Origin of the sequence: Limosilactobacillus reuteri, from assembly GCF_002254085.1 — a bacterium.
Taxonomy (GTDB): domain Bacteria; phylum Bacillota; class Bacilli; order Lactobacillales; family Lactobacillaceae; genus Limosilactobacillus; species Limosilactobacillus reuteri_K.
Genome location: NZ_NGPY01000077.1, coordinates 49,913 through 74,059 on the forward strand (window position 1 = coordinate 49,913; position 24,147 = coordinate 74,059).

Annotated in this window: 17 protein-coding genes and 1 pseudogene; 15 read left to right on the forward strand and 3 right to left on the reverse strand. The window is 39.2% G+C overall.

Annotated elements, in window-relative coordinates; translation table 11 throughout:
- The first annotated feature begins 178 nt into the window (after nt 1–178).
- The 3 genes from CBG10_RS09785 to ltrA all read left to right on the forward strand — a co-directional run bounded on the left by CBG10_RS09785 (nt 179) and on the right by ltrA (nt 3,926).
- Nucleotides 179–1,423 (forward strand): D-alanyl-D-alanine carboxypeptidase family protein, encoded by a 1,245-nt coding sequence (locus CBG10_RS09785; protein ID WP_094512478.1) that lies wholly within the window; start codon nt 179–181, stop codon nt 1,421–1,423.
- Between the two features lie 176 nt (nt 1,424–1,599).
- Entirely contained in the window at nt 1,600–2,040 is a 441-nt protein-coding gene (locus tag CBG10_RS09790; RefSeq protein WP_019252659.1) for a hypothetical protein, read from the forward strand.
- A gap of 503 nt (nt 2,041–2,543) precedes the next feature.
- Nucleotides 2,544–3,926 (forward strand): group II intron reverse transcriptase/maturase, encoded by a 1,383-nt coding sequence (gene ltrA / locus CBG10_RS09795; protein WP_094512479.1) that lies wholly within the window; start codon nt 2,544–2,546, stop codon nt 3,924–3,926.
- A gap of 100 nt (nt 3,927–4,026) precedes the next feature.
- Here the strand turns inward: ltrA and CBG10_RS09800 are convergent, their stop codons facing one another.
- Nucleotides 4,027–5,064 (reverse strand): aldose epimerase family protein, encoded by a 1,038-nt coding sequence (locus tag CBG10_RS09800; RefSeq protein ID WP_094509727.1) that lies wholly within the window; start codon nt 5,062–5,064, stop codon nt 4,027–4,029.
- Nucleotides 5,065–5,181: 117 nt separating this feature from the next.
- On the opposite strand from CBG10_RS09800, the gene CBG10_RS09805 reads away from it, so the two are divergent.
- From CBG10_RS09805 to CBG10_RS09815, 3 genes are all read left to right on the forward strand, one after another.
- Nucleotides 5,182–5,397: a hypothetical protein gene (locus CBG10_RS09805; RefSeq protein WP_094509729.1), complete on the forward strand. Its 216-nt coding sequence runs from the start codon at nt 5,182–5,184 to the stop codon at nt 5,395–5,397.
- A gap of 372 nt (nt 5,398–5,769) precedes the next feature.
- Entirely contained in the window at nt 5,770–8,625 is a 2,856-nt protein-coding gene (locus tag CBG10_RS09810) for a KxYKxGKxW signal peptide domain-containing protein (RefSeq protein WP_094512481.1), read from the forward strand.
- 126 nt (nt 8,626–8,751) lie between these two features.
- Entirely contained in the window at nt 8,752–9,237 is a 486-nt protein-coding gene (locus CBG10_RS09815; protein ID WP_094509747.1) for a hypothetical protein, read from the forward strand.
- 51 nt (nt 9,238–9,288) lie between these two features.
- Here the strand turns inward: CBG10_RS09815 and CBG10_RS09820 are convergent, their stop codons facing one another.
- Complete coding sequence (locus CBG10_RS09820) at nt 9,289–10,686, reverse strand: DUF2252 domain-containing protein (protein WP_094512482.1); 1,398 nt, start codon at nt 10,684–10,686, stop codon at nt 9,289–9,291.
- Nucleotides 10,687–10,829: 143 nt separating this feature from the next.
- Between CBG10_RS09820 and CBG10_RS09825 the strand changes: the two genes are divergently transcribed.
- From CBG10_RS09825 to CBG10_RS09835, 3 genes and pseudogenes are all read left to right on the forward strand, one after another.
- Nucleotides 10,830–12,368, forward strand: coding sequence for an IS1096 element passenger TnpR family protein (locus tag CBG10_RS09825; protein WP_094512483.1), 1,539 nt, complete (start codon nt 10,830–10,832; stop codon nt 12,366–12,368).
- A gap of 48 nt (nt 12,369–12,416) precedes the next feature.
- Nucleotides 12,417–13,468: pseudogene (locus CBG10_RS09830) on the forward strand (zinc-dependent alcohol dehydrogenase family protein).
- 72 nt (nt 13,469–13,540) lie between these two features.
- Entirely contained in the window at nt 13,541–14,134 is a 594-nt protein-coding gene (locus tag CBG10_RS09835; RefSeq protein ID WP_003664646.1) for a peptidylprolyl isomerase, read from the forward strand.
- Between the two features lie 196 nt (nt 14,135–14,330).
- On the opposite strand, the gene CBG10_RS09840 is transcribed toward CBG10_RS09835, so the two are convergent.
- Nucleotides 14,331–15,212 carry a LysR family transcriptional regulator gene (locus tag CBG10_RS09840; protein WP_094512484.1) on the reverse strand — a complete coding sequence of 294 codons (882 nt, stop codon included), beginning with the start codon at nt 15,210–15,212 and terminating at the stop codon, nt 14,331–14,333.
- A 136-nt stretch (nt 15,213–15,348) separates the two neighbouring features.
- Between CBG10_RS09840 and CBG10_RS09845 the strand changes: the two genes are divergently transcribed.
- From CBG10_RS09845 to CBG10_RS09870, 6 genes are all read left to right on the forward strand, one after another.
- Entirely contained in the window at nt 15,349–16,977 is a 1,629-nt protein-coding gene (locus tag CBG10_RS09845; RefSeq protein ID WP_094512486.1) for a malolactic enzyme, read from the forward strand.
- A 294-nt stretch (nt 16,978–17,271) separates the two neighbouring features.
- Nucleotides 17,272–18,660: a class II fumarate hydratase gene (locus tag CBG10_RS09850; protein ID WP_094502630.1), complete on the forward strand. Its 1,389-nt coding sequence runs from the start codon at nt 17,272–17,274 to the stop codon at nt 18,658–18,660.
- Between the two features lie 120 nt (nt 18,661–18,780).
- On the forward strand, nt 18,781–20,175 hold the full coding sequence (locus CBG10_RS09855; protein WP_094512487.1) for a flavocytochrome c: 1,395 nt from the start codon (nt 18,781–18,783) through the stop codon (nt 20,173–20,175).
- 72 nt (nt 20,176–20,247) lie between these two features.
- Nucleotides 20,248–21,669 carry an anion permease gene (locus tag CBG10_RS09860; protein ID WP_094512489.1) on the forward strand — a complete coding sequence of 474 codons (1,422 nt, stop codon included), beginning with the start codon at nt 20,248–20,250 and terminating at the stop codon, nt 21,667–21,669.
- A gap of 165 nt (nt 21,670–21,834) precedes the next feature.
- Complete coding sequence (locus CBG10_RS09865) at nt 21,835–22,722, forward strand: LysR family transcriptional regulator (protein ID WP_094512490.1); 888 nt, start codon at nt 21,835–21,837, stop codon at nt 22,720–22,722.
- A 55-nt stretch (nt 22,723–22,777) separates the two neighbouring features.
- Complete coding sequence (locus tag CBG10_RS09870; RefSeq protein ID WP_094512491.1) at nt 22,778–24,145, forward strand: threonine/serine exporter family protein; 1,368 nt, start codon at nt 22,778–22,780, stop codon at nt 24,143–24,145.
- The last annotated feature ends 2 nt before the right edge of the window (nt 24,146–24,147 follow it).

A 24,147-nucleotide genomic window follows, 5' to 3' on the forward strand; every position in this document is an offset into this window, starting at 1 on the left:
TCTGATTAAAATTAGCATACTTAATTAATAATACAGATAATTTTTGGAAGTTAAAAGATGCAACTTCTTAATTTAATGAAAAATAAGGATTTCATTTGAATTGTTACCAAATCGTTACACCTTTTTTAGACAGAATAGGATATGATAGTTAAATGTGTAAAGGAGAGAAATAGTTATAATGAAAAAGGTTAAATCTTTTTTTGCCAAATTATTATTGATAACGGCAATAATTAGCATCTGTTTAAATGGCTTGGGGATGTTCGCCAAAGTTCATGCTGATACTACAGCTTTTCAGATGGATGCACGAGCAGCTTATGCGATTGATGCAGAAAGTGGTCAGGTGCTATACCAAAAAAATGCAACTAAACGCTACCCAATTGCATCTGTAATTAAAATCTTAACTTTAGGAGTAATTTTGCAAGACATTCGAAACCATCATTTAAAATGGGATCAAAAGATTAAGATTACACCAGCAGTTGCAAAAATGGCGGATGATTGGCACTTTTCTAATGTTCCATTAGTAAATGGGGAAGAATACACTGTCCGTCAGTTAGTCGATTCAATGATGCTAGTATCTGCTGATGGGAGTACCGAAGCATTAGCATTAGCTGACGCGGGCAGTACGGCAGCCTTTAATAAAAAGATGATGGCATTTGCGAAAAAAGCAGGAGTTACAGATATAAAAATCTACAATATGATTGGGTTGCCTAACGGGGACTTAGGAAAGCATAAACTGAAGGGCGTAGATAAAGACGCCGAGAACTTATTATCCGCTAAAGATGTTGCTCTTATCTCAAAGTATCTTGTTGAAAATTATCCTGAAACTCTTGACATTACAAAGCAAAAATTTACTAACTTTGATGTAACAAAAGACCAACAATATTTAATGACAAATGTGAATGCTCTTTTACCGCAAAACGGTTTTGCTCCTAAGAATGGAGAAATTGACGGCTTAAAGACTGGAAATACTGATCGTGCAGGTAAGTGTATTGTGTCAACAGGAACCTTTGCTGGACGTCGGATTATTTTAGTTGCCTTACACACAAAAGGTGAATGGAATGATCAGTCAAAGATGCAGCAAGACTTTTATAATAAATTGGTCGATGAGTATCAACCAGTTGAAATCAAAAAAGTAAGTGATCTTTCAGCTAAACTCACCAGTGTAAAAGTAAAGAATGGTAAAAATAAGAATAAGGCTAATATTAAGCTAACAAAGAAGACTACCGTTTGGCTTCCAAAAAATATGAAATTACAAGCAACTAAACCAACATTACGAGTGCAGGGAAATGACCCAAAACAGCTAACTGCACCGGTAAAGAAGAATCAACAAGTTGGCTCGATTAAGTTGCATATTCCTGGATTGCCTGATTTTAATATTCCAGTAAGTGCAAGTCAAAGTGTTGCTAAAAAGTCGATGTTCTAGTAAATAGATGATTGATAGTAAAATTCCTATTGATCATCTATTTGTTTAAACGATGGAATTACTAAAAAATAAAATTAACTATAATTTTAAGTCATATTATTTGTATAATTTAAATTATACAAATATAATAAAGATGAATTAGGAATTATAGCTATTATTTTAGGAGGTAATTATTTATGGCTGATTACGCAAAACGTCAACTTAAGGCTTTAGACCGTATTGCAAAGAAAATTGCAGATGCAGAAGGACACTTAACAAAGATTGAAGATAGTATTGACAATAAGAAGCACCGTACTGCTCAACACGAAACGATCAAGGATATTAAGTCAATCCTTAAGCATGCTTGGAAAGTAGATAAGGACTCAGTAAAGCTTGAAGAACGTGCTGGTGAAGGTCGGAAAGACCCTGCTGAAAATCATTATGTCTACATGGAAGATGAAGAGGGTGTTATCAAGGATCTTAACAAAGAATTTAAGGAACTTGATGAAAAGCTGGCAGCTCTTCCTGACGATGAAGGTGGTAAGATTAAGGCATTCCGTGCAGAACACCACTACCTTGAAAAGGCAAAGGAAATTCTTCAAAAGGCGGGGAAGTATAACCCTGATGACAAAGACTAATTTATAATTCCTAACACAAAAAAAGAGACCGGCGAATTGTCGGTCTCTTTTTTGTGCATTGTGCGCCCGGCATGGGTATTAGCTAGGCGGTGAAAGTCCGCTATGGGCCGTAGTAGTCGGAACCATGAGTTGAGGACAAGGGTGTCCGTCGTGAGACGGAATTTGAAGGAAGTCTAAGGCAAAATACTGCACCGATGAACAAGAAGTAGCTATAAGGCTGAGGGTAACTGGATAAGGTTGCAAACCAAACTGAAGTCCAATACTACTCGAAGTTACTCTTAGTAAAGCTAACGGTGACATGGTATGAAAGTTAATATCCTTACTCGGGGAGATCTGGCCTACACGTTTCCGACAAGAGGAATAAGTTTAATTTCCACAGAAACAAGCGGTGCAGTGATGCAGTGTTGAGTAAGCCAGAAGTCAGCCGAGGTCATAGTAGTTTGAATAATCAGATGAAGGACTGAACGACAATAACTTGTAACTTATATCGGAGGTGTAATCAGGTGCGACAATCGCAGAAAACAGAACAACAAGCTGACCGCTTGTCGAGGATAGGTTTGGAAAACCGAAAGTACACAAGGGCGCGTAGTACCGGTTATGGTGAAGGTAAAGGTATAAGTGTCACTATCCAAGACTCAGTCTTGAATCGCAATAACCTTAATCAGGCTTATTTACGAGTTAAGAGAAATAAAGGAGCAGCAGGCGTTGACGATATGACAGTTAATGACCTTCTGCCATATCTTAGAGAAAATAAGGCGGAACTGATCGCTAATTTGCGCGAGGGCAAGTATAAACCAGCCCCAGTCAAACGGGTAGAAATTCCGAAGCCTAATGGTGGAGTAAGAAGACTTGGAATACCAACGGTGGTGGACCGAATGGTCCAACAGGCTGTAGCCCAAATTCTTACGCCTATCTTTGAGCATTTTTTCTCTGATAATAGTTTTGGCTTCCGTCCCCACCGTGGGGCCCATGACGCTATTGAAAAAGTAGTAGATCTTTATAATCAAGGTTATCGAAGAGTTGTTGACTTAGACCTAAAAGCCTATTTTGATAATGTTAATCATGTCTTGATGATTAAGTATCTCCAACAATATATTGATGACCCATGGACACTAAGACTCATTCGTAAGTTTCTAACTAGCGGAGTCTTAGACCATGGGTTTTTCGCTAAGAGTGAAAAAGGAACCCCACAAGGAGGGCCATTGTCACCACTACTGGCGAACATCTATCTAAATGAGTTGGACAAAGAGTTGACTAGACATGGTCATCACTTTGTGCGCTATGCGGATGATTGTAACATCTATGTTAAAAGTCAACGAGCCGGAGAACGAGTAATGCGAAGCATTACCCAGTTTCTAGAAAAGCGCTTGAAAGTTAAAGTGAACCCAGATAAAACCAAAGTCGGTAGCTCGCTACGGTTGAAGTTTCTTGGCTTTTCGTTGGGTGTAGACCACAATGGGGCCTACGCCCGTCCAGCTAAACAATCGCAACAACGAGTAAAGAAAGCACTGAAGTTATTAACTAAACGTAATCGTGGAATATCTTTGATAAGAATGTTTGAAGAAATTCATCGAAAAATGCGTGGGTGGCTTCAGTACTACTCAATTGGGAAACTAACTAACTTTATTCAACGCCTTGACAAGTGGTTGAGAGTCCGAATAAGGCAGTATATCTGGAAGCAATGGAAAAAGTTTAAAACTAAGGTAACTAACTTACAGAAGTTGGGGCTGTCCCAGCGTGATGCATATGTCTTCGCTAGTACCCGAAAGGGCTACTGGCGAACTGCACACAGTAAGACCTTGAGCTATTCTCTAACTAATAGAAAACTGGAACAACTTGGACTTATTAATATGTCCAAGACGCTCCAGTCAATTCAATGTGATTAAGTTGTCGAACCGCCGTATACGGAACCGTACGTACGGTGGTGTGAGAGGTCGATAATTGAACTAATCAATTATCTCCTACTCGATTCACTTAGTAATTTAATTAGTATTCAACGTGCCACTTAATGGTGTATGACTTTTCTTCACCTGGATGTAAAGTGATATCACCAAATTCTGGATGGTGAGGAGCGTCTGAAAGATTCTGTGCTTCCATTGCTAACCCAAGATGGGGATGAACTTGTCCATGATTGTAAACTGCTGCATCATCTGAGTTCATCGTATACATAACTAAGCCATTACGATCAGAGTAAAGACTCATCTTCCGGCCGCTTTCTGGATCTTCAAGTGTGGCAACTGGTTTTGTGAGACTAGGAGTAACTTCCCAAATATCGTCAAAGCCGTTTTCTTTAGTTGAACTCATTTTTTCTAATGCATCGCTCATTGTAGTTGGGGTACTAAAGTCAAATGGAGTTCCCTCGTTAGCGATCTTTTCACCAGTTGGAATCTTGCCGTCGTCAACGGCTAAGTGATTTTCGGAGTTGACATAAAGCTTTAATTGATCAACCGTTGGAACATTTGCTGCTGCCATATTCCAGTAAGTGTGGTTGGTAGGATTGAACAACGTATCTGCATCAGTAGTAGCCGCCATCTTAAGTGAAAGGAAGTCGTCATTATTTAAAGTGTAAGTTGCAGTGATATGCATCTTACCGGGGTATGTATCAACTTCAGGACTTAAGGTTAAACTAAGAGTGATTGAAACAGAATCATCGGTTGCTTTCGTCTCATCAACATGCCAAATATGACTGTAAAAGCCATTAGTTCCACCATGAAGAGCATTCTTACCTTCATTTTGTTCGATTTGGTAATCTTTACCATCAATACTGAACTTACCATCTGCAATTCGTCCAGCAACCCGGCCGATTAAACGGTTGGTACAAAAACCGTTATTAGTAAATTCATCGAGGTTTTCAGAGGTCAAAATCATATCGGCCTTACCACCATCTTTTGTTGGAACCTTAAAAGATTGGAGCAACCCGGCAAAATCAAGGATTCCTACCTGCACACCATTATCGTTCGTTAAAATGTATTTTGTTACTGGTTCGCCTTTGTAGGTTCCAAATGGTACTTTAGAAATTTCCATAAAATATTTCCTCCTTTAAGTAAGCGCTTTTACAACTTCTATTTTACCACAATTTTATTTTAAAATTACGCAATCGTTTGCATTAAAATAGATATGCTAGAATAAATAAGAGTAAAAATGAATCACATTTATGGGGTATATAAAATGACCAAAAATAAGTGGAATAAATTTAAACGTAATTTTAGTAAAAATTTTATCGACTTTTTAATGATTTTTGCTGCTGAACAGGATTTTATTAATAAGCATCGCCATAAAAGCAGTGTAATCAAGGAACAAGACCGTTATGGAAGTGATCAGCGAAAAAATCTGAAAAATAGTATCATAAACTTTTAGAAGCGAATTTGTGCTAAAAAATAAACTTAATATCGAAATTTGCTAATCAAGTGATCTTGTGCAATTGGCTTATAAATATTGCTGATTTTAAAATATAAACATTAGTGGTATTTATATTTTTTACATTTATCATTATCTTTCGATAGACGATTTTAATATATTGATCTAACGAAAAATAGAAATTTAAAATTTTTGTAATTAAAATTTATAGAATGAACGTTGATATATCAGAAACAAGAGCGTTTTTTTTTTTTTTATTTTATCAATCGAAAGATAAGTGAAAATGGCTTGAAATAGAAAGAGCGATTACATAAAATGATGGTGTTGTAAGACAACAATTATTTTGAAGTTTTTATTTTGGGAGGATTATTTATGAAAAATAATCAAGTACACTATAAAATGTACAAAGCAAAGAAAAATATTGTATATGCTGGTTTAATGACTACCGCCACTTTGGCAGGTCTTACATTAGCAAATGTTAACAACGCCGAAGTTCACGCTGATGTTGCTAACCAACCTGCTGTTACTGCAACAACTAGTTCTGCTAATGACGTAAGTACATCAAGTGCTGCTTCAAACGTTTCATCTGATGTAGTTTCACAAGCTCAAGAAAAGGTTAATGCTGCTAGTGATGCAGTTACTGTAGCTTCTAGCGCTGTTGTAACTACTAGTGCAGCTAACAGTACTGCTCAAGAAAATGTAGCAGCTGCTAAGAGTGCAGCAACTTCTACAGCTCAAAGTAACGCTAACTCTACTTCTGCTGTTGCAAGTTCAGCCTTTAACGATTACAGTGCAGCTAAGTCAACTGCCAGTGCTGCTACTGATGCATCAACAAACATTGCAGCTGCTTACAATCAATTTAAGGATGGCAAGACTGACAATGCTTTGAATGCTGCACAAGCTGCCGTTAATGAAGCTCAAAAGCTTTACGGTAACAACAGTTCACAAGCACAAGCAGCTGAAAACGTAATTAATGCAATTAACGAATATAACCAAAACCCAACTGTTTCTAACAAGGGTAAGGCTGTTGATGCTCTTAATGCATATGAAAAGTATGCTAATGAACAAATTGTTTCTGCTCAAAAGGCTCTTGACGAAGCAAATGCTAACCAAGCTAACCTTCAAAAGCAATTAGATGCAGCTCTTAGTGCACAAGCTCAAGCAAAGACTGCGCTTGATAACGCTAAGTTGGCTGTTAACCTTGATGCTTTAAAGAAGGCCTATGAAGAAGCTTCAGCTAATGCAGAAAAGGCAACTACTGCTTTGAACAATGCTAACAACACATTAAACGCAGCTCAAAAGGCCCTTGACGAAGCCCGTAATGCTCAAACTGCTGCTGCTGACAAGTTAGGTACTACTAACCCTGACATGGCTGCATTACAAAAGGCTGCTAACGATGCTCAAACTAAGGTTAACGAAACTGGTAACGCCTTAGAAGAAGCCAACGCTGATCTTAAGACTGCTCAAGGTAACTACGATGCAGCTGCCAACCGTCAAACAGTTGCCAGCGGTGCTTATACTAAGGCAGAAGCAGAATTAAATGCTGCTAAGGATGCTGAACGTAAGGCAAAGGATGCTTTTGATGAAGCTGAAGAAGCTTACATTAACGAACCAAATGAATGGAACGATGAAAAACAGCAACAAGCTAAGGATGCTTGGGACACCGCTTCTGCTGCTGTAACTAAGGCTCAAAAAGCATTTGATGAAGCTAACACTGCATTGAATGGTGCTCAAACAGAAGTAAATGCCGCTGGTGAAACTCTTGAAAATGCCAAGACTCGTCAAAAGGCTGCCCAAGATGCTCATGATGCTGCTGTAAATGCTCAAACTGCTGCTGCAGATAAGTTAGCTGCTGCTAAGGCTTATGCAACTGCTAGTGCTAACGTAAACAAGGCTAGCGAAGACTTTGGCAACGCTCAAGCTGCTCAACAAAAGACTCAAGCTGCTTATGATGAAGCTATGAATGCTCAAACTGCCGCTGCTGACAAGTTAGGTACTACTAACCCTGACGTAGCTGCTCTTCAAAAGGCATATGATGATGCTTCAACTGCTGCTAACCAAGCAGGTGCAAAGCTTGAAGATGCTAAGGATGCTCTTGCAAAACAAAGCCAAAAAGTTGCTGATGCTCAAAAGGCATACGATGACGCAACTGCTAAGGTTAATGATGCGACTAAGTCATTAGAAGATGCTAAGGCTGCTACTAAGAAAGCCCAAAGCACTCTTATGCAAAACAATGAATTCGCTACTGATGCTGCTGCAGCATATAACGAATTAAAGGCTGACCATGCAGAAAACGCATTGAATGCTGCTCAAGCTATGCTTAACAAGGTTCAAAAGGTTTACGGTTACAATGCACCACAAACTGATGCAGCCGAAGCATTAGTAAATGCTCTTAAGGATTACTACCTTAACCCAACTACACCAGCTGACAAGACTGCTACCTTGAACAAGATTCAAGCAGCTCAAGATGTCTTTAACAACCTTGTTAAGGATGCGAATGCTGCTATGGATGCCGCAGAAGTTAAGTACCAAGATGCTCAAAAGAATGCTGATGCTGCTAAGGCAGTTCTTGATCGTGTAAACAACGGTGACTTTAGTGACTTCCCAGCTGTTAAGGACGCCGAAGAAGCTCAAAAGCTTGCTCAAACTAACTATGATAATGCATTAGCTAACTTGAAGAATGCGCAAGCTAACTTAGACTTAGCAAAGACTAACCTTGAAGCTGCTAAGAAGGCTGCTAGTGAAAAGCCAGCCGACAAGCCATCAACTGATGATCAAGGCAACAAGAGTGACGACACCAACAAGGGCGACGACACCAACAAGGGCGACGACACCAACAAGGGTGACGACACCAACAAGGGCGACGACACCAACAAGGGTGAAGACACCAACAAGGGTGACGACACCAACAAGGGCGACGACACCAACAAGGGTGAAGACACCAACAAAGGTGAAGACACCAACAAGGCCAACGACACTGCTAAGGATAACGGCGCAGTTGTAAATGACACTAAGAAGAGTGAAGCTACTGTTGCTACATCAGCTGACAAGAAAGCTGCAACTACTAACGTAACTCGTGCTGAATACAAGGCTGCCAACAACCAAAACAGTACTAAGGCTGAAACATTACCACAAACTGGTAACGAAAATGGCGTTGCTGCAATCGCATTAGGTGCTGCAGCTGCTATGTTTGGCCTTGGCTTAGCTGGTAAGAAACGCGAATACTAATAATTATATTTTGAAATTATTAGCTTGGATTTAATTTTATAATTTGTTCGGACATACTAGAGGGTTGTGACGAAGGTTTGCTTTGCCACAGCCTTTTAGTTTATATCCAAAAAGTGAGGGGAAAATATGGCTGATGTAAACAAGGCGTTAAAGCAGGCGAAAGCGACTTATGAGCAAGCTCAGCAATCCTATGAAAAGTTTAACCAAAAGTACCATGAAGCAAAACAAGCAGTACTTTCTGCTCAAAGTACATTTGCCGGTGTTCAAACGATTGGTGATCGGACGACAATTGAAACAAGCAGTCAATTGTTGAGAAATGTTCAAAATAATTTAGACAGGATTTCCGCTAATCTCTTGGTAGCAAAGGAAAATGTAAAAGCAGCACGTAGTAATTTAGAAAATGCTAAAAAAGCAGCTGAATTAGAAGAGAAAAATCATCAACCTCTAAAACAACCGCTTTATACTACTATTTCAACAAGTTATGGTGAGATCAAAATTACCAAGAAAAACAAGCCTAAGTCATCACAGGAAAGAGTTGCAAAAGAGCAAAAGGATGCTCCCGTTAAAATGACGAGAGCGGAATATCGCCAAAAATTAAACGAACATAAATAATTTTAAAGAAGGACTTGCAAAACGATGAATGCAAGTCCTTTTTTAATAAAGTTAATTTATTAGTTTCCCTTTAGCGATTGCCAATTTGAATTGTCCATAGTCTGCTGTAACCTGGTCTACATACTTTAAAGCCCAATTTGGTAAAACGGTATCTAGTTTCTTTTGATGTTTTAAATAGCCACGGATCATCGGTGCAGTGGGACTTTGGAAATGAGCCATCGCTAGCAAGTAAGCACACGTCTGGCAGTAGAATTGAAAACTTTCAAAGTCAAGTTTATTAACATTAATTGATTCTTTCATATCCCGGAACTGTCGAATGTAATAACTGCGACCACCAAAAGTTGTACTTCCTAAAAAGCGATCGGATGAGGATTGGAGAACCCGTTGCGCTGTTACAATTCTTTGACCAGCAATTTCTCCATTTCTAATTGCTTGTTGGACAGGAAGTGAAAGTAAGTTATAACGCAATGGCATCGCTTCTTTGACTTGTAACACGATGTGACTATTATCATTGCCAGTAAGCATGATTAAGTAACATCGTGTCCCGAAGCTGCCAACACCGACACTGTAGCGAATAATATCAGAAATGTGAAAGTTTGCTAAAAGAACCCGAACATCTTGCCGAACATTTTCGCGATATTTGTTATATCCTTTAACAATCTGTTGATAACGCAGAGCACTAAGATGACGTGCACGTGGTGGGTTATCGCGAAAGACGAGGTGCCCTTGGTTATTGATAGTCGCCATTTTTTGAATTATTTCTTCTGAATTACTGCGCTGACTCTTTTTAAGAACCTTATTAAGGACTGTTTGCATTTGCGTTGAAATATCACCAAAAGACTCAATCGCTTTCCCCATGTCTTCATAGGCAAATGAAAAATAAAACAATTGGGAAAGGCTCATCTTATTGGCACTTTTGATAGTATGGCGGTAGGTCTTAGTCGTTAATTGAAGAAGATGGTAAAGGTCATTGCGATCAAAACCGTTTTCTTCACCCGCTAGTTCAGCACTAACTAATAACCGTTTCAAATCACTTTCCCAATTTCCGATCCGCGCTTCATCAAAGTCATTAAGACCAAAGAGAAGTTTACGTTCAGGAGAGGCATAAAAGCCAAAATTATTTACGTGAGCATCACCGCAGATAATTATGGGAAGATTACTTTGGGCCTGCCGCTTAAGGTCATGTTCCATTAATTCAGCCGTTCCGCGGAAAAATGAAAAGCGACTGGCAAGCATTCTTTGGTGGCGCAATGGAAGCAACTCGGGGATCATGTTGGCTTCAGTGATTTGAATTATTTTAACGGGGTCCCGATCAACTGGCGTGAAGGTTCCTAACATGTCACTAGAGATTACTTTTTGCTGCCGTTTACCATTATTTTCCAATTCAGCTTTAGTTTTATTGATTTGAATTTTTCGTAAGTCAAAGATATCGAGATTTTGATTAATCAAAAGTTGCGCATCCTTTCAGAGACAATACTTATGTCTTATTTTAAGGCTTCTAATTTATTTGTAAATATGGTTTGATTAAGTTGATAAATAATGCTTTTCAAAATAAAATTAATATAAGCGAAATTATAGAAGGGGTTGATAGGGTGATTATTGCAGTGGAAAATTCACTTGCCCAACATTTGCATGTTAATTCACAGGTTATTGCACCTTCTGAGCTATTAGAGACAAATGTTTGGACTATTCGTGTTACTGGTGAATTCATGATTATTATGAATAACTTAATGTCGTTGCCAATTATTGTACGCTATCCTCAACGCTTTAATGATTCACGATCTTTTATAGCAGCATTTAAGCGTGAATTTTTAAGAGTATTAGAAGTTTCGCCAATTCCTCATGCAAAAATTAGGATGATTCGTGACGCTCAGTTTAGCAAAGTCGTATTTACACGCCAAATTCAGCCAGAAACTCAACAGCAATTGCAGATGTATCAGAATCTCATGATGGGCCCTAATTCAATTATTGATTGGGAAAAAGACCCGACCAATGCTGAAATTGCACTTCAATTAGCGGAACAGACACGGATTACCAATAAGACAACGGACGAAGAATATGTTGTAATGGATATTTTTGAAGATTATTCAGTTACGGACTTTAAGGTAGCAACACATCCTAAACTTAATGAACATAACCGTCGCTATCTTTACCGCTCACTTTCAATAAATGATATTATGAATGCAACAGCGGTGGGAGAAAAGATTTTAGATGATTATCAAGGTTATTTAGAAAGTCGTGGAAAAAGCGAGAGTATCGTTGATCGGGATTTAGATTGTGCTGCAGATTATATCGGCTACTGTGAGGCCCTCGGTGAATCTGTTCTTGATGATATTACCTTGGTCTATCACTATTTAATTAACTATGAAAAACTACATAATGATCGTCCGACTGATACCGGCTTCCATTCTAAAAGTGATGCCTTTCGCGAATTTGGGAAGTTTTTACGGGCAGAAGATCTTTTCTCTAGTGAAGACTACGATTTGTTTGTCCAAGCAATTAGTCAGGGAATAAAAGATCTCGGTTCTAAACAGCGGATGTACCACTTGCAACGTATAATTCGTGATATGCAACGGCAAGTAAGAAATCAACGCGAGCATGCAATCCAATATGTTAATAAACAATATACTATTTATGTTGAGCTTAGTGATTATCATCCTAAAATGTGGCGGCGATTTACCGTCAGCGGTGATACGCGACTGGACATGTTGTGCTTTGCAATTTTAGCGGCATTTAATGCAGACGGGCACCACTTATTTGAACTGCATCAGGGAAATACTCATTATCAGTTGCCGATTCTTGATAGTGGCTTTGGTCAATCAAAAGATATTACCCAAAGTTGGGTAGGTGATTGTAATCTTACCCAAGAATATAACCTAATATATGACTTTGGTGATATGTGGAACTTTAAAATTAAATTTGAGGAAGTAAAACCTAAACGACTTCCTACTCATACCAGTCCCAAAATTATTAGTGGTTTTGGAAATGGAATCTTGGATGATATTGGAGGAGTAAAAGGGCTGACTCAAGCGGCAAAAGATGATCCGGATATTAATGCTCCGTTAAACATTCCGAAATTTAAGAATCAATGGTCCCGTCAGATTGAAAAAATACGTCGCTCTTATGAATAAAAAGCACTACTATAGATAATGAAATATACATAATCGAGGTCTTTAAGGATGGAAAAACGCGAAAATGTTATTCCAAAAACAATGAAGGCTTGGGCGGTCACGACTCCTGGGCCGATTGATGGTCAAAAATCACCAATTGAATTTACTGAAAAGCCTGTACCAACTCCCAAGCGAGGTGAAGTCCTTGTTAAGGTATTGACGTGTGGAGTATGTCATACAGACTTACACGTGACAGAAGGAGATTTGCCAATCCACTCCACCATGAACACGTTACTCCTGGTCATGAGATTGTTGGTAAAGTTGTTGGTTTTGGACCAGAAACACAACGATTTAAGCTCGGTGAACGAATTGGGATTCCGTGGTTTAGGCATGCTTGTGGTGTATGCAAATTTTGTCGATCGGGTCATGAAAACCTCTGCCCCCATTCACTTTATACTGGTTGGGATTATGATGGGGGTTATGCAGAATACGTCACGGTTCCAGAAGGATTTGCATACCGACTTCCGGAAAAGTTTGATTCTCTAGAGGCAGCTCCATTATTATGTGCAGGGATTATTGGTTATCGAGCTTTTGAGCGTGCCAATGTTCCGGCTGGCGGTCGCCTAGGATTATATGGCTTCGGTGGTTCAGCTCATATTACAGCTCAGATTGCACTTGCTCAGGGAATCGAAGTGCATGTCTTTACGCGTGGTGAGGATGCCAAGAAATTCGCCCTAGAATTAGGTTGTGCTTCTGTTCAGGGCTCCTATGACCCAGCGCCAGTTCCTTTGGATTCATCAATCATTTTTGCGCCGGTTGGTGATATGGTCTTGCCGGCTTTAGCTAGTTTAGTTCCAGGGGGGACATTAGCATTAGCCGGTATTCATATGACTGATATTCCAACAATGAATTACCAAAAAGAAATATTCCACGAAAAGACATTAACAAGCGTTGAGAGTAATACTCGTCGTGATGGGGAAGAATTCTTAACATTAGCTGATCGTCTTAATATCCATCCTGAAGTCCACGAATATCCCCTAGCAAAGGCCGATGAAGCGTTACGCTATGTTAAGCATGGCGATATTAAGGGAGCTTGTGTATTACGTGTTAGCGAGGACTAATAATTGTCTTTTCCTTCTCATTCCTGCTAAGATAGTTAGAGAGGTTTAGAAGAGAAAAAAGGAGGCTTTTTTATGAAATATCCCCAATTATCATTGGATGAAGTTAAAGGACCCAAAGCAGTGATTGAAACTACAATGGGGACAATTACTGCTCAGCTTTTTCCAAAATACGCACCTAAAACGGTTGAGAACTTTGTTAAGTTAGCGGAGAAAAATTATTATGATAATGTAATTTTCCACCGGGTTATTCCCGACTTTATGATTCAAGGTGGTGACCCAACTGGAACTGGACGTGGCGGCGAAAGTATTTATGGTCACCCATTTGAAGACGAATTTTCTGAAGAATTATTTAACTTCACTGGTGCTCTTTCAATGGCTAATGCTGGCCCGAACACAAATGGCAGCCAATTCTTTATTGTCACTAATGAACATGTTCCGGAAAATATGATTGAGCAAATGAAAGCCGTTGGGTACCCACAAGAGATTATTGATTATTATGAAAAACATGGTGGTACACCGTGGCTTGACTTCCATCACACCGTATTTGGTCAAGTGTTATCTGGGATGGATGTTGTCGAAAAGATCAGTAAAGTTAAGCGGGATGCGATGGATAAGCCTGAAAAAGACGTTATTATTAAAACAATTAAAATTGAAAAAGAGAAGTAATAAAAGGGATGAGGCTGGAAGAAAACTTTTGTTTTCTCCCAGCCTCAACTGCTTTTATGAACAATTAAGATAACGTGAAACTAGCTTCGCGTCGCCACAAGGCTCGAGGCTAAGCTAGAACGCTAATCAGCCCGTGCCGTGCTAATCATCGTTCTAGCTTAGCCCACCGTCTTGTCGAGGAGGTTATTTTCCACTCTCATTCCTTTTTTGTAGTTAAGAGATCCCATAATTTCTGCTTGGGGGCTGTTAACAGTTCAGTTGAACGAGTAACAGCTGACAGGCGAAATGATTGTTTTAACGGGCTAGTAACATTTAATGAATGAATATTATCTTCTGGGGTAATCGCCAAACTTGTTAAATAGGCAATTCCAAGATTTTCCGCAACCATGGTTTTGATAACGTGAATGTCAGCGGTGCGGTAGATGACTTGGGGACGAAAATGAGCCAAATGAGAGATTTGCTTAAAGGCTTGCTCATGAAAAAATTCAGTATCAGGAACAATAAAGCGTTCATTTTTAAGGGTAACAAAATCAATCTCCTTTTTAGTTACGAGGGGATGATGCTTACTAACGATAATCTTAAAGGGATACTCAGCTAGTTCGGTAGTTTTTAAGCCCACTTCTTTTAGGGGATTAAGCGATCCAAGTAATGCCATATCAATGTTGCCGTGCTTAAGCATCTTGAGAATTTCCTTAGAACCGTGCTCAGAGGTTTCCAAGTGACTTAAAAGTCCTTCTCGCATTAATAGCGGGGTTAATGGCGGAAAGTAATAATTGCCGATGATAGGTGGTAGCCCAAAACGAATACTAGATGATTCGGCTTGATTGATTTCTTGGTGAGCAATCTTTAATTCGTTTAAGATCACATCAACGTGGACAGCAAATTGCTTCCCGGTTGGCGTGATATGCAATTGCTTATGGACATGGTCACGGACAAAAAATGAAGTGTCAAAATCTTTTTCTAGTCGTTGGATAGCCATTGTAATAGTTGGTTGACTGACATTGAATTTTGCTGCAACTTGCGAAAAATTTTTATATTTTACTAGTGCTTGATAATATTTTAGATCGTTTAATTTCATAATAGATGCCTCTCTGCCAGTGATTATAATGGGTATTATCAATTTTATTTATATCATAGCATATATTTGACTATAAACTAACGCTGGAATTACTCTAAGAATGTTGAAACAGATAAAAGGTAAAGGATAGGCGATAATGTTGCGCAAAGGAATGCAAATGTTAAATGATCCCTTTAAGAATAAGGGAACTGCTTTTACAATTGAAGAGCGAAAAAAGTATGGTTTATTAGGTTTGTTACCATCTTGTGTAAGAACGATTGAGGAACAGGCAGACGAAATCTATCGGTTGTATCAATCTAAGAACTCACGGATTGAACAGCGCCACCTATTGATGGAAGTATTCAATACTAACCGCACTCTTTTCTTTTACTTAATGGAAAAACATATTGCGGAATTTATGCCGGTTGTGTATGACCCCGTAATTGCTGAGGCGATTGAGCAATATAATGAACGTTACATTAAGCCGCAAGATGCTGCATATTTGAGTATTGAGCATCCTGACTTAATTAAAGAAGAACTTGCTGATGCCGCCGATGGTCGTGATATTCGCCTTATCGTTGTTACAGATGCTGAAGGAATCCTTGGTATTGGTGACTGGGGTGTAAACGGGGTTGATATTTCTGTTGGGAAATTAATGGTTTACACAGCAGCGGCTGGGATTGATCCATCCCAAGTTCTCCCAGTTTCTATTGATGCGGGGACTAATAATGAAAAATTATTGAAATCCGCTAATTACTTAGGAAATCGAATTAAGCGGGTTGAAGGTCAAGAATACTTTGACTTTATCGATAAGTTTGTTGATGCGGTTGAAGAATTGTTCCCTAAGAGTTTACTACACTTTGAAGATTTTGGTCGGGGAACGGCTGCGCAGATTCTTGATAAGTACCAGGATAAGATTTTAACCTTTAATGATGATATTCAAGGAACCGGGATTATTGCCTTAGCTGGTGTGCTAGGAGCCATGAATATATCAAAAGAAAAGTTAACGGACCAAACATTCTTAACATTCGGTGCAGGGACCGCTGGAATGGGAATCGCTAAGATGCTTTATGACGAATTGATCCTTCAAGGCCTGACCCCCGAAGAAGCAAAGAAGCACTTCTACCTTGTTGACAAGCAAGGATTATTATTTGACGATACGCCAGGCTTAACACCAAAGCAAAAGCCATTTACCCGTCAACGGAGCGAGTTTGCTAATGCTGATGAATTAACCAATTTACTTGCTGTTGTTAAGGCTGTGCACCCAACAGTAATGATTGGTACATCCACTCAACCAGGCAGTTTTGATGAAGCGGTTGTAAAGGAAATGGCAGCTCATACTTCACGGCCAGTCATTTTTCCACTCTCTAACCCAACTAAGTTAGCAGAAGCAAAAGCAGCTGACCTCCTCAAGTGGACTGATGGAAAGGCATTAATTGCGACTGGAATCCCGGTTAAAGATATTGAATATAACGGAACTGTTTACCAAATCGGACAAGCTAACAATGCGTTAATTTATCCTGGAGTTGGTTTTGGGGCCTTGGCTGCTGAAGCTAAAGTGCTAAATGATAATATGTTAGCAGCAGCTGCTCATGCTTTAAGTGGCTTAGTTGATCCGGAAAAGCCAGGCGCAGCGGTGTTACCTCCTGTTTCTAAGTTAACAGAATTTTCTAAGCGAGTGGCTGAACGAGTAGCCGAATCTGCTATCGATCAAGGCCTAGCCGGCGACGGAATTACCGATGCAAAGAAGGCAGTAGCAGAAAAAATTTGGAAACCACGATATTAATCAGTCAGCTTGCATCTTTGTGAATAATAAAACCAGATTATTAGACAAAAATAGAAAAGCATCTAAGGAATTAAAAAATCTTAGGTGTTTTTTTGTGTAGAAGTTTGTGAAATTTTTGCAAACACGATTGAAAAAAGCTATTATAACAGTTGGTAAGGCAATAGCTATAAGTGAAATTTATTGAAAATTAAAGATTTGACTATAGCTTTACTTACAAGGTAGGATATACGTGTAAATGATGTGTAACATTTCACAAGATAAAATTGCTCAATTAATATATTGGAGGTTTTTGAGATGTCAGAATACCGTACTGAAGAAGATACGTTAGGTCCTGTTAAAATCCCTGCTGAAGCATTATGGGGACCACAAACAGAACGGAGCCGGAATAACTTCCCAACCGGTCAATACATGCCATTAGCAATCATCCGTGCTTTATTGAACATTAAAAAGGCAGCGGCCCAAGCTAATATGGAAACTAAAGCTATCTCTGAAGAAAAGGGTAATTTAATCGTTAAAGCGATTGATGAATTACTCGCATTAAGTGATGAAGACTTGCGGAAGGACTTTCCATTAAAGGTTTACCAAACTGGTTCTGGTACCCAAACTAACATGAACACTAATGAAGTTGTTGCGCACAAGGCTCATGAAATTAACCCTGACATTGAAATTTTACCAAATGATGATGTTAACAAGGGTCAAAGTTCAAACGATACATTCCCAACTGCTATGAATGTAGTTGCTTTAGAAGCGCTTGATAAGTTGAAACCAGCTGTTCAACACTTAATTGATGAATTAAAGGTTAAGGAAGAGAAGTACATGAAGACTGTTAAAGTTGGACGTACTCACTTGCAAGATGCTGTTCCATTGACATTTGGGCAAGAACTTTCTGGTTACATTGCTTCCTTAGAACATGACCTTGATTACATTAAGACTTTGGAACCAACATTAGATGAATTGGCAATTGGTGGTACTGCTGTTGGTACTGGTTTGAATGCTGCAGAAGGAATGCCTGAAAAGATTGCTGAAAAGCTTAGTGAAGTTTACGGCTTAAACTTGACTGCTGATTCAAACAAGTTCTACGGTTTAGCTAACCACTCTGGTTTGGATGTTGTTCACGGTGCTTTGAAGACGTTAGCAGCCGACATGTTCAAGCTTGCTCAAGATATTCGTTTCTTGGCTTCTGGTCCTCGTGCAGGTTACGGTGAATTAAATATCCCAGCTAACGAACCAGGTTCATCAATCATGCCAGGTAAGGTTAACCCAACTCAAGCAGAAGCTGTAACAATGGCTGCTTTACGGGTATTCGGTAACGATACAGTAGTAACAATGGCTTCATCACAAGGTAACTTCGAAATGAATGTTTACAAGCCAGTATTGATCGATGCATTCCTCGAATCAGCTGACTTATTAACTGGAACAATTACTGGATTTGCTGACAAGATGATCCACGGAATGACAGTTAATGAAAAGCGGATGGAAGAATTAGTTGATAATTCATTAATGACTGTTACTGCTTTGTCACCAAACATTGGTTACCATGACAGTGCTAAGATTGCTCAAGCTGCTGATAAAGCTGGTAGCACATTAAAAGAAGCTGCTTTGAAGTCCGGTAAGCTTACTGAAGAACAATACGATGAATGGATGGACATGCTTAAGATGACCAACGTTGATCGGGATAAGTAAGAATTTAGTTAAAAGTAATGCCGATTATGGTAAGAGTGGAAATAAGCAATAAAAAGAACTTGTTCCACTCTTTTTGACTGTAATGTATTTAAAATTAAGAATTAAAAGGAGAGCAATATCATGGCTGAAAAATTCCAACCATTATCTGTAAGTAAATTAGATAATGATTACGATGTTATTGTAATTGGTTCTGGTGGAACAGGTCTTTCCGCAGCAATTCAAGCAAACGAATTGGGAATGAAGACGGTTGTTCTTGAAAAGGAAGAGGAACTTGGGGGAAATACCAACCGAGCTTCTTCAGGAATGAACGCCGCTGAAACCAACGTGCAATTACAACATGGAGTAATTGATAACGTTGCCGATTTCTACCACGAAACATACAAAGATGGTGGACGTTTAAATGACAAAGATATGCTAGGTTACTTTGTATATCACACAGCCCCAGCAATCGACTGGTTAGCTGATCATGGGATTAAGCTTGATGACATTACAATTACTGGTGGAATGTCTCGTAAACGTACTCACCGTCCAGCAAGTATGGCGCCAATTGGTGGTTTCTTAGTAAAGAGTTTATTGGAAGTTGTTCAAAAGGAAAATATTCCAGTATTTAATAAGGTTAAAGTTAAGAAGCTCTTACAAGATGATGAAGGCAAGGTAATTGGTGTTGAAGCTAATGCTGATGGCCTGATTAAAACTATTCACGCAAAGGCTGTTATTTTAGCTACTGGTGGATTTGGTGCTTCTAAGGAATACATGAAGCGGTTCCGCCCTGACCTTGCTGATTACAAGACTACCAACCAACCAGGAGCAACTGGTGATGGTTTGAAGCTTGCTGAAGGCGTTGGCGGTGAATTAATGCAAATGGACCTTGTGCAAGTTCACCCAACTGTTCAACAAGATAATCCTCATGTTTACCTTATTGGTGAAGCTGTCCGTGGTGAAGGTGCAATCTTAGTTAATGCTGAAGGTAATCGGTTTGTTAACGAATTAAACACTCGAAAGATTGTTTCTAATGCGATTACGGCCCTTCCAGAACACAGTGCTTACTTAATTTTTGACCAAGGTATTCGTGACCATGCTAAGGCAATTGAATTTTACGATAAAGTTGGTCTTGTTGTTCATGGCGATACGATTGAGGATCTTGCAAAGAACCTCAACATGGATCCTGAGAACTTAAAGAAGACAGTCGCAACATGGAATGAAGCTGTTGAAAATCATGACGATAAAGAATTCCATCGGACAACAGGGATGGATCGCGGAATTACTAAGCCAGGATTCTTCGCAATCCATATTGCACCTGCAATTCACTACACTATGGGTGGTATTCATATTAATACAAAGACTCAAGTGCTTGATGGTAATGGGGATGTAATCAAGGGATTATATGCTGCAGGTGAAGTTGCTGGTGGTTTGCATGGTAATAACCGTGTTGGTGGTAACTCAATTGCAGAAACGATTGTCTTTGGACGTCAAGCAGGTCAACAAGTAACTGTTTACGCCCGTGGCTTAAAGTAAAAAATAATGGGCAGTGAGAAACTGCCTAGAGCAATTATCAATTAATTACTTAACTATATAAGGGATAAGGAAATGAAAAAATTAGAAAGTGTAAATTATAAGGGGTTCATTTGGCCTGTTATTATTGGTTTGATTTTATGGTTTATGACTCCTATTAAACCGGCTGCCGTTCCAGTTGCTGGTTGGCATATGTTTGCTTTGTTTGTTGCTACAATCATTGCATGTATTACCCGTCCACTTCCAATTGGTGGTGTTTCAATTATTGCTTTTGCTTTAACTGTTTTAACAAAAACAGTTCCAATGGAAAAAGCAATTGTTGGTTTTGGGAATGCATCGATTTGGATGATCGCAATGGCTTTCTTCATTGCCCGGGGATTCATTAAGACCGGACTTGGTCGGCGGATTGCATTGAACTTTGTTAAGGCATTTGGTAAGCGGACTTTAGGACTTGCTTACTCCTTGATCGGTGTTGATTTGATTTTAGCACCAGCTACACCAAGTAACACTGCGCGTGCTGGTGGTGTTTTATACCCAATCATTGAATCATTGTCTCAATCGTTTGGTTCAGATCCTAAAAAAGGAACAGAACGTAAAATTGGTTCTTTCTTGATCTTTGCTGAATATCATGGTGATATGATTACTGCGGCAATGTTTATGACAGCCATGGCCGCTAACCCATTGGTTCAAACACTTGCCAAGAGTAATGGTGTAAACATTACTTGGGTTGGTTGGTTCTTAGCTGCCTTGGTACCAGGGATTATTTCCTTAATCATTGTTCCATGGTTGATCTACAAAATGTATCCACCTAAAATTAAGGAAACTCCTAATGCTAAGCAATGGGCAGAAGACGAACTCTCTAAAATGGGGGCAATGACTTTACCAGAAAAATTAATGGCTGTTATCTTTGTTATTGCCTTAGTTCTCTGGATTGTCGGAAGTTTTATCGGGATCGATGCAACACTTGCTGCATTTATCGCATTAGGGTTGTTACTCTTATGTGGTGTGTTAAGTTGGCAAGATGTTCTTCATGAAACGGGAGCTTGGAACACTTTGACATGGTTCTCTGTTCTTGTTATGATGGCCGGTCAATTGACGACTTTAGGATTTATTCCATGGTTGAGTAAGACTGTTGGTAACTCGCTTCACGGTATGAACTGGATTTTGGTATTAGTGATCTTAATTATTGCTTACTTCTACTCACATTACCTATTTGCTAGTTCTACTGCTCACGTAACTGCAATGTATAGTGCATTCTTGGCTGTTGCTATTTCAGCTCATGTTCCACCAATGCTTGCAGCTTTGATGCTTGGTTTCTTCGGTAACTTAATGGCATCTACTACTCACTACGCTTCTGGTCCAGCTCCTGTTCTCTTTGGTTCAGGTTATGTTCCACAATCGAAGTGGTGGTCATTAAACTTTGTCCTTGGTATTTTCTACCTTGTCGTATGGATCGGTATTGGTAGTCTTTGGATGAAAGTTATTGGAATGTGGTAAAAATTTATCTTAAAAGAAAACTACTTGGTGAAATTTGCCAAGTAGTTTTTTGTTAGGCCAAAGATGAATACAAGCATTATAAGAATATTCAGAATCTTAATTGCAAATGGATACTTAATTGACGTAAGATAAAGATATTATTTCGACATAGAAAGGGTTAAGACGATGAATACTCGTGATTTACAATACTTTGCCATGTTAGTTAAATTAAAAAATTATACGCAAGTAGCAAAGTATTTTAATGTTTCTCAACCTAGTATTACTCAGGCAATTCGTCGCCTTGAGCAAGAATTTGACACAAAGTTAGTGCGCAAAGATCGTGTTCATCGGGATGAAATGATTACGCGCAGTGGGCAGTTACTATATGAAAAAGCGTTGGCGATAAACAAAAAAATAGACATTGCTCATCAAGAAATAGCACGGTCTGATCAACGACAAATAAAATTCGGTCTTCCACCAATCATTGGAAAAATGTATATTTCACATATTATCGGCAATCTTTCTAAACGGCTTCTTCAACGAATAAAAATTGTTTCTGTAGGATCTCATGAATTGCTAAGTGAATTACAAGCTGGCAAAATCGATATTGCTATGCTGGGTTCAATCGCACCAATTGATCAAGCCGGTATTTTTGCGGAATTAATAACTACTCGACCATTTAGTATTATCGTAAGTACTGATCATCCACTTGCAAAGAAAAAGGCGGTCAGTTTTCAAGACTTAACTAATGAAATCTTTATTAATTATGATCAGCAATATGTGCATAAAGCTGCTTTCCAAGCTTATTCTACCTATGCCCAAATCAATCCACAAACGGCAATCTATAAGGTACCAAATGTTTCCTGGATTAAAGAATTAGTACGACAAAATAAGGGAATTAGTTTGATGGTTAAAGATGCGGTAAAGGATGAACCAGGAATTGTTGCCCTCAATATTGAAGACCCAATTCCCGAAAAATTTTTTATTTCGCTTGCTACGCGAGAGGATTACATTTTAAGCGATGATGAACAGCGATTGATCACTAAATTAAAGGAAATTACTCCCATAGCTTGACAGCCGCCGTATAATTAAATAGTTAAAAGAATTGATAAGAGGAGCTTGATGGGTTTTGAGTAAGGATAAAGAGATCTCAGCGAATGATTTTGAGCCAACTGAACATTTGTCTGATAAGCATCATATGGCGATTCCATGGCATGACTTTTTTACAAATGATAATTTCACCCCTGCTTATGAGGCTAATTTAGTGGAACGAGCAGCGATTGTCGGACGAATTGGATTAATGATGCTTTCTTATGGAACGGGGGCATGGCGAGTCCGTGATTCAATGAATACGGTTGCTCGGACGTTAAAAATGACTTGTTCAGTCGATATTGGGTTAGTTTCTCTCGAATATACTTGTATGGATGCTCACCATAGTTACACGCAGGCAATATCTTTACCAAGCACAAGTGTAAATACGACGAAACTTTCGCAGATGGAACGATTTATTAAAGAATTTGACCAGCATGGGAGTGAGATGACAATTGGGGAAATTCACTCCCGTCTGGAGAAAATTGCTCACTCAAAAGGGAATTATGCTCCTTACCAAGTAGGATTAGCAGCCGCTCTGGCATGTAGCGCCTTCGTATTTTTACTTGGGGGTGGACCAGTTGAAATGTTTTGTAGTTTTATCGGGGCTGGCCTTGGAAACTATGCCCGCCGTAAGATGATTGACCGTCATATTACCTTATTTGCGGGAGTCGCGGTTGCGGTTGCCGTTGCGTGCCTTTCTTACCTGCTGGCCTTAAGTTTGATGCAATTAACATTTAATGTGAGTTCGCGTCATGAAGCAGGGTATATCGGTGCAATGCTGTTTATTATTCCAGGATTTCCTTTTATTACTAGTGGACTTGATATTTCGAAACTTGATATGCGGTCCGGCCTTGAACGGATGACCTATGCAATTGCAATTATTACAGTTGCTACCTTGGTTGGGTGGATCGTAGCATTAATGGTTAATCTACGTCCTGAGAATTTTCAAGCATTACCATTATCGGCATTAATGCTCCTTTTACTTCGGCTGCCTGCCAGCTTCTGTGGGGTGTTTGGCTTCTCAATAATGTTTAACAGTACGCCTAAAATGGCAGCTACTGCCGGTTGTATTGGTGCGATTGCTAATACATTACGGTTGGAATTAACAGACTTAACTGGAATTCCAGCAGGAGCAGCTGCATTTTTAGGAGCGTTAGTTGCCGGGTTATTGGCATCAATTGTTAAACGTAAAATTCAATATCCGCAAATTTCAATCACGGTTCCATCGATTGTTATTATGGTCCCAGGACTTTACATGTATCGGGCAATGTATAATATCGGTTTAACTTCGATTAGTGTAGGAACGCTTTGGATGACCAAGGCGCTTATGATTGTTGTATTCTTGCCAATGGGATTGATCGCTGCTCGTATTCTTACAGATTCTAAGTGGCGACATAATGGATAGGA

What these genes read in the sequence shown, in the direction of transcription:
- CBG10_RS09810 (WP_094512481.1), top strand. Translation starts at nt 5,770, where the DNA reads ATGAAAAATAATCAAGTACACTATAAAATGTACAAAGCAAAGAAAAAT.
- CBG10_RS09835 (WP_003664646.1), top strand. Translation starts at nt 13,541, where the DNA reads ATGAAATATCCCCAATTATCATTGGATGAAGTTAAAGGACCCAAAGCA.
- CBG10_RS09850 (WP_094502630.1), top strand. Translation starts at nt 17,272, where the DNA reads ATGTCAGAATACCGTACTGAAGAAGATACGTTAGGTCCTGTTAAAATC.
- CBG10_RS09785 (WP_094512478.1), top strand. Translation starts at nt 179, where the DNA reads ATGAAAAAGGTTAAATCTTTTTTTGCCAAATTATTATTGATAACGGCA.
- CBG10_RS09840 (WP_094512484.1), bottom strand. Translation starts at nt 15,212, where the DNA reads ATGAAATTAAACGATCTAAAATATTATCAAGCACTAGTAAAATATAAA.
- CBG10_RS09805 (WP_094509729.1), top strand. Translation starts at nt 5,182, where the DNA reads ATGAATCACATTTATGGGGTATATAAAATGACCAAAAATAAGTGGAAT.
- CBG10_RS09860 (WP_094512489.1), top strand. Translation starts at nt 20,248, where the DNA reads ATGAAAAAATTAGAAAGTGTAAATTATAAGGGGTTCATTTGGCCTGTT.
- CBG10_RS09800 (WP_094509727.1), bottom strand. Translation starts at nt 5,064, where the DNA reads ATGGAAATTTCTAAAGTACCATTTGGAACCTACAAAGGCGAACCAGTA.
- CBG10_RS09855 (WP_094512487.1), top strand. Translation starts at nt 18,781, where the DNA reads ATGGCTGAAAAATTCCAACCATTATCTGTAAGTAAATTAGATAATGAT.
- CBG10_RS09790 (WP_019252659.1), top strand. Translation starts at nt 1,600, where the DNA reads ATGGCTGATTACGCAAAACGTCAACTTAAGGCTTTAGACCGTATTGCA.
- CBG10_RS09815 (WP_094509747.1), top strand. Translation starts at nt 8,752, where the DNA reads ATGGCTGATGTAAACAAGGCGTTAAAGCAGGCGAAAGCGACTTATGAG.
- CBG10_RS09865 (WP_094512490.1), top strand. Translation starts at nt 21,835, where the DNA reads ATGAATACTCGTGATTTACAATACTTTGCCATGTTAGTTAAATTAAAA.
- CBG10_RS09845 (WP_094512486.1), top strand. Translation starts at nt 15,349, where the DNA reads ATGTTGCGCAAAGGAATGCAAATGTTAAATGATCCCTTTAAGAATAAG.